The sequence below is a fragment of the Shewanella sp. Isolate11 genome (genome assembly GCF_022398315.1).
GTDB lineage: Bacteria > Pseudomonadota > Gammaproteobacteria > Enterobacterales > Shewanellaceae > Shewanella.
This window is the reverse complement of sequence record NZ_JAKEVF010000001.1, coordinates 1,197,061-1,207,500: the sequence shown is the minus strand read 5'-3', so window position 1 is coordinate 1,207,500 and position 10,440 is coordinate 1,197,061. Positions and strand designations below refer to the sequence as shown.

Annotated in this window: 10 protein-coding genes; 2 read left to right on the top strand and 8 right to left on the bottom strand. The window is 43.4% G+C overall.

Annotated elements, in window-relative coordinates; genetic code table 11:
- Nucleotides 1-468 precede the first annotated feature (468 nt).
- Both gmhB and L1D21_RS05160 read right to left on the bottom strand, forming a co-directional pair.
- Nucleotides 469-1,020 (bottom strand): D-glycero-beta-D-manno-heptose 1,7-bisphosphate 7-phosphatase, encoded by a 552-nt coding sequence (gene gmhB, locus L1D21_RS05165; RefSeq protein ID WP_239844145.1) that lies wholly within the window; start codon nt 1,018-1,020, stop codon nt 469-471.
- A gap of 123 nt (nt 1,021-1,143) precedes the next feature.
- A complete protein-coding gene (locus L1D21_RS05160) occupies nt 1,144-1,740 on the bottom strand; it encodes a uracil-DNA glycosylase family protein (RefSeq protein ID WP_239844144.1) in 597 nt (198 codons plus the stop codon).
- A gap of 355 nt (nt 1,741-2,095) precedes the next feature.
- Between L1D21_RS05160 and L1D21_RS05155 the strand changes: the two genes are divergently transcribed.
- Nucleotides 2,096-2,767 (top strand): GntR family transcriptional regulator, encoded by a 672-nt coding sequence (locus tag L1D21_RS05155; RefSeq protein ID WP_239844143.1) that lies wholly within the window; start codon nt 2,096-2,098, stop codon nt 2,765-2,767.
- Nucleotides 2,768-2,852: 85 nt separating this feature from the next.
- A complete protein-coding gene (locus L1D21_RS05150) occupies nt 2,853-3,917 on the top strand; it encodes a ketoacyl-ACP synthase III (RefSeq protein WP_239844194.1) in 1,065 nt (354 codons plus the stop codon).
- Between the two features lie 74 nt (nt 3,918-3,991).
- On the opposite strand, the gene L1D21_RS05145 is transcribed toward L1D21_RS05150, so the two are convergent.
- The 6 genes from L1D21_RS05145 to L1D21_RS05120 all read right to left on the bottom strand — a co-directional run bounded on the left by L1D21_RS05145 (nt 3,992) and on the right by L1D21_RS05120 (nt 10,434).
- Entirely contained in the window at nt 3,992-4,576 is a 585-nt protein-coding gene (locus L1D21_RS05145) for a lecithin retinol acyltransferase family protein (protein ID WP_239844142.1), read from the bottom strand.
- A 128-nt stretch (nt 4,577-4,704) separates the two neighbouring features.
- On the bottom strand, nt 4,705-5,382 hold the full coding sequence (locus L1D21_RS05140) for an exonuclease domain-containing protein (RefSeq protein WP_239844193.1): 678 nt from the start codon (nt 5,380-5,382) through the stop codon (nt 4,705-4,707).
- Nucleotides 5,383-5,386: 4 nt separating this feature from the next.
- Entirely contained in the window at nt 5,387-7,234 is a 1,848-nt protein-coding gene (locus L1D21_RS05135; protein WP_239844141.1) for a DUF294 nucleotidyltransferase-like domain-containing protein, read from the bottom strand.
- Nucleotides 7,235-7,534: 300 nt separating this feature from the next.
- Nucleotides 7,535-9,253 (bottom strand): sodium:solute symporter family protein, encoded by a 1,719-nt coding sequence (locus tag L1D21_RS05130; protein ID WP_239844140.1) that lies wholly within the window; start codon nt 9,251-9,253, stop codon nt 7,535-7,537.
- 12 nt (nt 9,254-9,265) lie between these two features.
- The gene (locus L1D21_RS05125; protein WP_239844139.1) at nt 9,266-9,532 is read right to left on the bottom strand and encodes a DUF4212 domain-containing protein; all 267 of its coding nucleotides are present in this window, start codon (nt 9,530-9,532) and stop codon (nt 9,266-9,268) included.
- Between the two features lie 281 nt (nt 9,533-9,813).
- On the bottom strand, nt 9,814-10,434 hold the full coding sequence (locus tag L1D21_RS05120; RefSeq protein WP_239844138.1) for a thiol:disulfide interchange protein DsbA/DsbL: 621 nt from the start codon (nt 10,432-10,434) through the stop codon (nt 9,814-9,816).
- Nucleotides 10,435-10,440 lie beyond the last annotated feature (6 nt).

The following is a 10,440-nucleotide window of genomic DNA, read 5'->3' as shown; positions in this document are numbered from 1 at the left end:
CTCTTGTAAAACATGAGCATAAGACATATTGCTATGAACACTCTTCACTATTGCTAGTGACAAATTGCATTGAGAAATAAATCGTTTTCGATTAACTCAATACCTGTGAGTGTCCCTTCACTATTGCTAGTGACAAATTGCATTGAGAAATAAATCGTTTTCGATTAACTCAATACCTGTGAGTGTCCACACAGATTACTTGATAAATTGTTAAAGAGCGTTAGCGCATCTCGTCGTTCCGAGTGGCTAGGGCTGCGTATTCTACTCAGAGCGAGCATTACGTCAACCCCTTTTTCAAGATTGTTTTAACAAAACAGTTTGATCGATTAAATATCAAACAATGCGAGTATATTTACATCGTTTCGAGCTTATTTAGTCGCAATAATAGTTCTGCTATAGCAGAACTATTATAACGCTTTGTCATTGTTCGATGACTAGAATGCATATGACATTAGGTATAGATCCCGCTTATAGCGATTTTAAGTAAGCAGGTACATCGGCTATCGAATCTAAAACAATAGTGGCTTCGTCTATGGCTTCCTGAGTAACGTCTTTGCCTGTACGAACCAAAATACGTGTTGGAATACCAGCAGCTTTAGCTGCCAACATATCATCGCGTTTATCACCAACCATTGCAGATTTCGATAAATCGATTTTTAAAAATTGCGCCGCACTGTTGATCATTCCTGGCTTAGGTTTGCGACAATCACAATCTTGCTTGTATTCACCGATACCTTTTTCGCTGTGATGAGGACAATAGTAGATTCCATCGAGTTCGACGCCTTTATCGACAAAGTTCCAATCCATCCATTCTGTTAATGTATGAAACTGGTCTTCAGTATATAAGCCGCGAGCAATTCCAGATTGATTTGTCACCACAGCAAGTTTATATCCCATCTGCTTTAACGCCAGACAAGCATCGAATACCCCCTCGACATATTCAAAGTCATCAACTTGATGCACGTAGCCATGGTCAATATTGATCACACCATCTCTATCTAGGAACACAGCAGGTTTCACAGACAAATACCTCTAATTAGATCGAACTCAATAGTTAGCCTTTATTATCACACCACTATGGCAGAAATGCACCGCGGTGAAGCTAATTATTCATGAAAAAATTTCTGACATTAAAGCAAGTTACTACAGAATTGACTCTATACGATGTTGTAATTCAGGTAACAGTTGCTGCTCGAACCAATCATGACGTTTTAACCAAATATTATTACGCGGGCTAGGATGAGGTAACGGGATTAATCTATCGCCGTAATCTTTCCAGTGGCGAACTCGCTCGGTCAGCGAACGATTATCCATACAATGATAATGTTGCGCATATTGGCCTATCGCTAATGTCAGCTGGATATTAGGTAAATGATTGAGTAACTGAGCCCGCCACTGCTTGGCACATGCTTTAGGTGGTGCTAAATCACCACTTTTACCCTTACCGGGATAACAAAATGCCATTGGCAAAATAGCAAATAAATTGCTGTCATAAAATTGCTGCTTCGAAACGCCTAACCACTGACGTAAACGATCGCCACTGAGATCATCAAATGCAATACCTGATTGATTAGCAACCACTCCCGGCGCTTGACCAGCAATTAAGATTCGCGCTTCAGTACTCGCTTGAATAATAGGCTTAACACCATCGGGTAAATTGGCCTCACACAAACGGCACACCTGTACCTGTTTTATTAGTGATGCGAATCCAGATGTAGATTGTAGTGGTTTGTTTTTCATGTAATTTAGAACAACTATATTTTGACCATTTATGTTCTGACCATCTCGGACAAATTTTCCTTCCAACGTCATTCTGATAACTGTCCATCTTGATTCATGACTTAACTCTAGATTCATGACTTATTGCAGGCCACTCGCAAGACTAATTAATAGGGTCAGTTCACATAAAAATAGCTTTTTAAACCCATCTTGTTAACCTTAGTCATGTAACAGACATCGGCACTGCAACTGGCTATGGCGCATTTTATCATTAGCCAATGGAAGCAGGAAATCATGGTTTTCCTTTATTTATAGCGTTATAAACGGTAACCTTACTCGGATCTGTACCAATATCGCTATTAACAATACGGGAACTATGAGCCAAGAAACGTCAAACGTTCATGTAACACGCACTCAAGTTGTAGTAGAAGCCATTAGAGAGAAGATTCTTTCCGGTGACATAGCAGCAGGCAAACCATTACGCCAAAGTGCTTTAGCTCAATCCCTTAATGTTAGCCGTATTCCAATCAGAGAAGCATTAGTGCAATTGGAAGCGGAAGGTTTGGTGAAATTTGAGGCGCATAAAGGTGCGACGGTAACAGTACTCTCCGCCGAACAAGTAACAGAGCTATTTGAACTCAGGGCCTTGATTGAAACAGACCTTTTGCAAAAGGCGATGTTGAACATGACAGATGCCATTTTAGATAAAGCACAGGCTTATCTTGATGAGTTAGAAACCGCCTTTAAAAATCAAGACTCCATCAGCAGTTGGAGTGTATTGAATACTAAATTCCACAGTTGTTTATATGAAGCGGCTAACCGCCCTCATACACTTGAAGTGGTTCATGGCCTTAATACAAACTGCGACCGTTATATTCGTCTACAGCTTTTGACAGAAGGCGGAATTCCCAAGGCGGAGCAAGAACACAAACAACTGCTTGAGTATTGTAGAAAAAAAGATATTGCTAAGGCCACCATGCTACTCAAGACACACATATTACATGCAGCTGAGACTATCCGTAAATTAGTTGCTAAGCAGGTAGGTTAATAAAGACCACCTATTTTAGATTTTTTAATTTTGTTGAGATAAAGCAGATCTTCCTACTGTCTTTATCATTTTGAGAGAATATATGATGCAGTACGCTACTATCACAGGTTGGGGAAAATGTGTTCCCCCCGCGACACTTACAAACCATGATCTTGCTACCTTTATCGATACTTCTGATGAATGGATTAAGCCGCGTACAGGGATCAGCCAACGTCATATCAGCCACGTAGGCACTTCTGAACTCGCCTCAGTAGCCGCAAAGAGAGCTCTAGCAGCTGCAGGACTTGAAGGCAGCGATATTGATCTTATCATCTTAGCAACTGCTAGCCCTGATACCTTGATCCCCAATATTGCCTCAACTGTACAGGCTAATATTGGGGCCAACTGTGGTGCTTTCGATATCAACGCGGCCTGTAGTGGTTTTTTATATGGTATGGGTCTAGCCAGTTCACAAATTAAGAGTGGTCAATGTAAGCGCGTGTTAGTGATAGGCGCTGAACGTCTTTCTTTCTATCTTGATTGGTCACGTCGTGAAACTGCCGTTCTATTTGGTGATGGCGCTGGGGCTGTGGTACTCGAAGCCAGTGACCAAGAAGGTGGAGTGTTAGGCTATGAGCTAAATAACGACCCCGCTGGTCGTGATATCTTAAAGGCAGGTTTTGGTACTGCAATGGACAGATTCAATGCCGCCTCTCTGGATTTCTTCATCGAGTTCAACGGCCAAGAGATCTTCAAACGCGCTATCGCGGGTATGGGTAAACTCAGCACCACAGTACTAGAGAAATGTGGCGTAGACAAAGATGAAGTGGATTTAGTCATTCCACATCAGGCCAACGAGCGTATCATAGATACCTTGATTAACCGTATGAAGATCCCGAAAGAGAAAGCTATCGTTAACATCGCTAACTACGGTAACACTTCGGCGGCAACGATTCCCATCGCGATTTGTGATGCACTGGAAAATGGTCGTATTCAACCTAATCAAACTATTCTTTCTTGTGCATTTGGCGCAGGTTTAACCTCTGCAGCCGTGCTGTTTAAATGGGGCGATAGAGTGACACCACTGAAACAAAGTGATGCAGAGTTACCCCCATGCGATAAAACAGGTATTGAGTTAGTGGCTCCAGCAGTAAAGCACTTCTGCAGCTAACCCTCCCTACACTCAAATTAAAACGCCAGCTTTTGCTGGCGTTTTTTATTACACTATGGGCAACATAATCTCTATTACTTAACCCGTTGTAATTCATCCCAATAGATGGCTTGTTTGAAATATTGCCCCAGTAAACGATTGAGCTTAGCAAAACTGCTAACCGGAAGTTCCTCGCCAGAAACACAAGACCACACAAAACGGTGACAATTATTATCGAATAGATCGTAGTCTCGATATTGATAAATCGCCTGCTCGGCGCGAATTAAAATCTTGTCAGCAATCAAAGGTTGATGCTGATGATCGCAAGCTTGAAAAATTCGACTACCACTCCTGCCCGCTAGAAAGCGCGCAGATGAAATAGGTCTGATTAACCCGCTGCCATGAAGTTCTAATAAGGTATCCTCACCGAGCCAGATCCCCGTATGTTCAATCACACCAAATACAAAACAACAGACAATTGAGCCGGGCTTGGGCGCGACTTTAACCTCGCCCAAATGCCACAAACTCGGTGATAACGGTGAGGCCTGCTGCTGATCAGGCGCTTTAGGCGCACGACCAAGACGTCTATCAACAGTAAGCTGCTTTTGCTTACTACGCTCATCCGCTACCAGCATAGCCCCTAAGGCCGCACCACCAAGCCAGATTAAAGGTAATGCCATAAAAACTCCCATTATCATTCGCGTTACTTATTATGACTGTAACCTAAGCAACAGGTTTTGAATGCGAATATCAGCTAGGAAAAATGTAACTAATGCTGTCGAAACCACTCATAGCTCGAAAGCTGGCTCTAACAAAACAGATCGCTGACCTTTAATTGTTTAGCGCCGCCCATTGTTGCCATCTGAGCCAATAACAATTCGCCACAAGCTAAGGCATCGATTAATGCATTATGAGCCGCATATACCGGTAATCCATAACGCTCACGACTAGCCCCAAGCCGCAGACTGCCCTCTTTTATGGTTTCGTGCTGGCGTAGCAAACGTTTTCTTTCTAAGGCTAATGTATCGACCGCCATTAACTTAGGTTTATTGAATCCCTCCTGAGATAATGCCGCCTGTAAAAAAGCCAGATCTAAAGGAGCATGATGTGCCACTAAGACTTTGCCTTGAGTCACGCTTAAAAACCAATCCATCACTTCATGTAAAGGTAAAGCCTGATGGAGGTGGGCATCCAAAATACCGTGGATAGTGGCGCTTTGCCCTACACTTCCCTCTATTTTCAGTAATTTATGTTCAGCTTGTTTTAAAATAACTTGTCCTTTTTCAATGGGCACTAAACCCATGCTGAGGATCTGATCATCGCTAGGGTTAAGTCCGGTCATCTCAAGATCCAGCACCATAAAGGACGCATCGAAAGCTGATTTATCCAGCATCGGCATTAAGGCTTGGTAATAAGATTTGAGCACACTGTTTTGGCTCTTAAAGGCGCGCCAACACAGTTGGCTTTTCACCAGTTGATGATGCAGCACCTTAGAAACTCCGAGTAAACTTAAGTTTTAGACCCGCCTGCGCATCATGCACAACTTTAAAAGCATCACGAAGTTGATGGCGAACCAAAGATGAAAGCTGCTGTGGCTTGAGATAATTACTTAACGCTTCATTATGGGTAAACTGATACCCCTGATTCGATAGCCGCATGTGGGCGATAAACTCATGAGCATCGGCCAGATTCAAGGCATCTTTGCGATTAATAATATTTTGCTCCATCAACAGACGAATACGCTTAGCAGTATTAACCTCTTTAATTCCCGCAGAAAGAGCATAAATACGTGCAATATCATTAATTAATGCGCTGCCCTTGTGCTTTAAATCGATTCCCTTCACCTCTTGGCCATCGCGCTCTAAGACAAACTTCTTAAAAAAGCCTAGCGGTGGAGAAACTTGTAATGAGTTGCCCGCCATCCCAGCTAAAAAAATGTCATTGTCTTTGGTGAATTCCAGCACCCGAGTTTGTAAGCTATCAAATAACGTAGATGGACCATAAACACAGCGCATATCGAAAAAGATACTGGCATGCATCAGCGCTTTCGGCTCGGGTCTTTGAACCCAATTTTCAAACTGTTGCTGCCACTGTTTTAATGTCATCCGCCACTTGGGGTTTTGCGCCATAATGTCACCCGGACAATAGACATAGCCACAAGCATCCAATCCTGCACACACCGCCTTTGTCAGGGCTTCAAAATAACCCTGTGCCTGCTCGTCCATCTCTTCGGCAACTAACAATCCATTATCTTGATCTGAGCAAGCGGCTTGATCTTGCCGCCCTTGAGAGCCAAAAGCTAGCCAACAAAAAGGCAACGGTGCCTGTCCTAAAATCTGTTGATTAAGCACAATTAAACGCCGGGTTAACGCATCGGTTACTGAAGTTAATACTCGGCCTATCTCTTCTGCGCGAGCATCGGCACTAATTAAATTTTGCAGCAACAATGGGATCTGCTTACTAACATTAATTAAGCTTTCTAAACTATTCTGCCGCTCAATTTCGCCAATCAACAATAATGGCTGCGAGCTTTGTCCCCGTAGAATATCGGTACTGGTGATCACCCCGATAGGCAGGTCGTGGTCCATGATGGGAAGGTGATGAATATTGTGCTGACTCATCAATAGCATAGCTTCAAAAACTAGTGCGCTGGAATGCAAATAGGTTGGAGAAGGTGTCATGGCTTTATAAACAGGAAGATCACCATTTAAGCCCTCGGCTAATACCCGGTTTCTTAAATCTCTATCGGTTAAGATCCCGACTAGCTTTTGATTATCGAGAATCAACACAGAAGATACCCGAGCGTTACGCATTAACCGCGCCGCCTCACTGACGCTGGCTTTGACATCCAAAGTCAGCGGCTGGTTCGACATCAAACTACTTACCCTATTGGTCGAACCTAGCTCTGCCGCCTTAAATCGTCCTTGATGCCGTAAGCGTTTAGCAAATGCCCGATTAAAAAAGCGGTCAAATTCACGACTTTCGCTACGCAATGCATTAAAGGTTTCAGGATCGAGATGATACACCAGTCCATCTTCTAAGATCTGAATGCGATTACTGATTTTCTCTCCCGACAATAACGAGGGAAAACCAAAGAAATCACCATCCCCTAACCGGTCGATTAGCTCACCTTGCTCATCACGCACTTCAAAAGCACCGCTTCGAACAATATACAACTGCGGATGAGACTCATCTAAAGGCACATATTTAGACGCCTTACTGTAATAGCCAACGGTTAATGAGCGGCAACAGCGTTCTAAGGTTGCTGCCGACAAACTATCAAAAGGAATTAGCTGGCCTAAAAATTGTACTACGGGTTGTAACTCGCTCGCGTCCATAATCTCTCTCAGAGTAAGCGCTGTTTTAACAACTATAGCCTTTTCTTACAAACAGTTGCCATACGACTTAAGGCCAGCCCATTAAGGCTAAATAATACAAAGTTTCCTCACCTCTTATCGATAGGATGACATCAGCACTCCTGGGATAAATTTGCCTATAGATATCGGCAGCCTCAAAGCCTGTAAACTCAAACGGCTAACTTAAAAACTCAGCTTGATACTAGGGCGTTATCAGTTTCTAACCGGTTTTGCATAAAAAAAGGAGCGCAATGCGCTCCTTTTTAATTAACTTATCAAGCATTAGTGATCGTGTGCTTCGCCAGACCCTTTAGGGAAACGAATTGACTCAACCATATCAACCACATTTTGCGGTACCGCAGTCGTGACTTTACTAACGGCAAAGGCCACTGCAAAGTTAATCATCATACCTAACATACCGATACCTTCAGGAGAGATCCCAAGGAACCAGTGATCAGCACTGTTAGCCGCTGGATTAATAAACTTGAAGTAGATGATATATAGTGCCGAGAAACCAAGGCCTAAAACCATACCTGCGATAGCACCTTCTTTGTTAACGGTTCTAGAGAAGATACCCATGATAATTGCTGGGAACAGCGACGATGCCGCTAAGCCGAACGCAATTGCCACAACCGCAGCCACAAAGCCTGGTGGATTAATACCGAAGTAACCCGCCATCACAATGCCTGCCGCCGAAGCAATACGAGCATACATCAACTCTTTCTTATCGGAGATATCGGGCATCAAATTCTTCTTCAACAAATCATGAGACACTGAGGTTGAAATAACCAAGAGTAGACCCGCTGAAGTTGATAATGCTGCCGCTAAACCACCTGCTGCCACTAATGCAATCACCCAAGCTGGTAAATTAGCAATTTCTGGCGTAGCAAGTACCATGATATCGCGGTCAATCTTCATCTCATTGGTATCACCTTTGGCATAATAGATCTTACCATCGGCATTCTTATCATCCCATTGGATTAGACCGGTTTTTTCCCAGTTTTTAATCCACTCAGGAGCAGTTTCATAAGCAACACCTGTCGACTCTGGACCATTGATGGTTTCAATCATGTTTACACGAGAGAAAGCCGCCAATGCAGGAACAGTGGTGTACATAATGGCAATGAATACCAACGCCCAACCTGCAGAGATACGCGCATCTTTCACTTTAGGCACAGTGAAGAAACGCACGATAACGTGAGGTAGACCCGCAGTACCGAACATTAGCGCACCCGTGATGAAGAACACATCAAGCATACTCTTAGAACCTTCGGTATATTGGGAGAAACCAAGTTCACCCGATAAGCCATCGAGCTTATCTAACAGATACACCCCAGTATTATTGCCCGCTGCATCAATCAACTGCGCACCAAAGCCAAGCTGAGGTAAAATGTGGCCTGTCATCATCACAGAGATAAAGATAGCCGGTACCATAAAGGCAAAAATTAACACACAGTATTGAGCCACTTGGGTGTATGTGATCCCTTTCATACCGCCTAATACCGCATAGAAGAACACCACGGCCATACCGATATAGACACCCGTTTCGATATCTACTTCTAGGAAGCGAGAGAACACCACACCCACACCACGCATTTGGCCCGCGATATAAGTGAAACTGATGAAAATGGCACAAATAACCGCAACAGTACGTGCGGTTTGTGAGTAGTAACGATCACCGATAAAATCGGGTACCGTAAACTTACCAAACTTACGTAAGTAAGGCGCCATACATAAGGCTAACAGCACGTAACCGCCAGTCCAGCCCATTAAGTAAACCGAGCCATCATAACCGACGAAAGAAACAATACCTGCAAGAGAGATAAATGATGCTGCCGACATCCAGTCTGCCGCCGTCGCCATACCGTTCATCACAGGATGAACTCCACCGCCAGCAACATAGAACTCTTTTGTAGAACCAGCACGAGACCAAATCGCAATGCCGATATATAGGGCAAAGGTGAAGCCTACAATAAGGTAGGTTAAAGTTTGAACATCCATACTCGTTACTCCCTAATCTTCCTGAACGTTATACTTTTTGTCTAACGCGTTAGCTTTCTTCACGTAAACAAAAATAAGTGCAACGAATACGTACATCGCGCCTTGTTGAGCAAACCAGAAACCCAGTTTGAAGCCCATCAGGTGGATCTCGTTAAGTACATCAACCAGTAAAATGCCACAGCCAAACGAGACTGCGGCCCAAATTCCTAGCAGTCCAAGTACAAGACGTAAATTCTCACGCCAGTAACCTTCTGCCTTTTCGTTATTTTCAAAAGCCATTACGACTCCCCTATGCTGATTATGATTAAGTCATCGATTAATCTAGCAAGCGAGGATATTACGACAATCGCGACCTTAGTCTAACGCCAACGTCAACCCGAAACAAAAAACCAACATAGTCATTTAAAAACAGATAGATACAAGTTAACGCTGGCGTCAACTTTAGTTATTTTCAAACACTTAGGTTAGACTAAGGTCGAACTGAAATGTAATGAAAATGTACAAAAAAACCGCCATGTGGCGGTTTAGTATTTTTGCTCTACTGGCTGTCAATTGAAGAATTACTCCAGCGTAGAAAGGTATTTTAATAGAGCAGAGAGTTCTTCTGGTGAGCGAGTTTTATTGGTCACCATGTACTTACCATTGACTAATAAGGTCGGTACACCCCGAATTCCAGCCAACTCGGCTTGAGTATCATAATTCGATAACGCCAGTTGGCTATCTGCCGATGCCATAGCCTTTTCAACATCACTTTGTGGCACACCCTCGGCCATAAAGAATTGGCTTAACTCTTCCTTACGAGTAAAGGCACCTTGTCCTTCATGGATGCGCTTAAACAGATTGCCATGGGCCTGCTCGGTTACCTTGAACTTCTGCGCTAAATAATAAGCTTCTTGGCTTAACTGCCAACTTGGGCGTCCTGCACCAACAGGGGTACGTTCAAAATCGACCGAATCACCTAACTTTTCCATGGTGGCCTTAAACAAACCATCTTGTCGGTAACAATGGGGACAGTTATACGAAAAGAACTCTCGTACTACCGGCTTAGTCGCCTCAGGGATGCCCGCCACTTTCACGTAATCACGACCTTCTATAAATTGCGCTTGAGCAGCTACTTGCACCGCAAATAACCCCGCAAAAATAACCATCATGAAACGGACTACATAAGTGATTTTTTTCATATTATT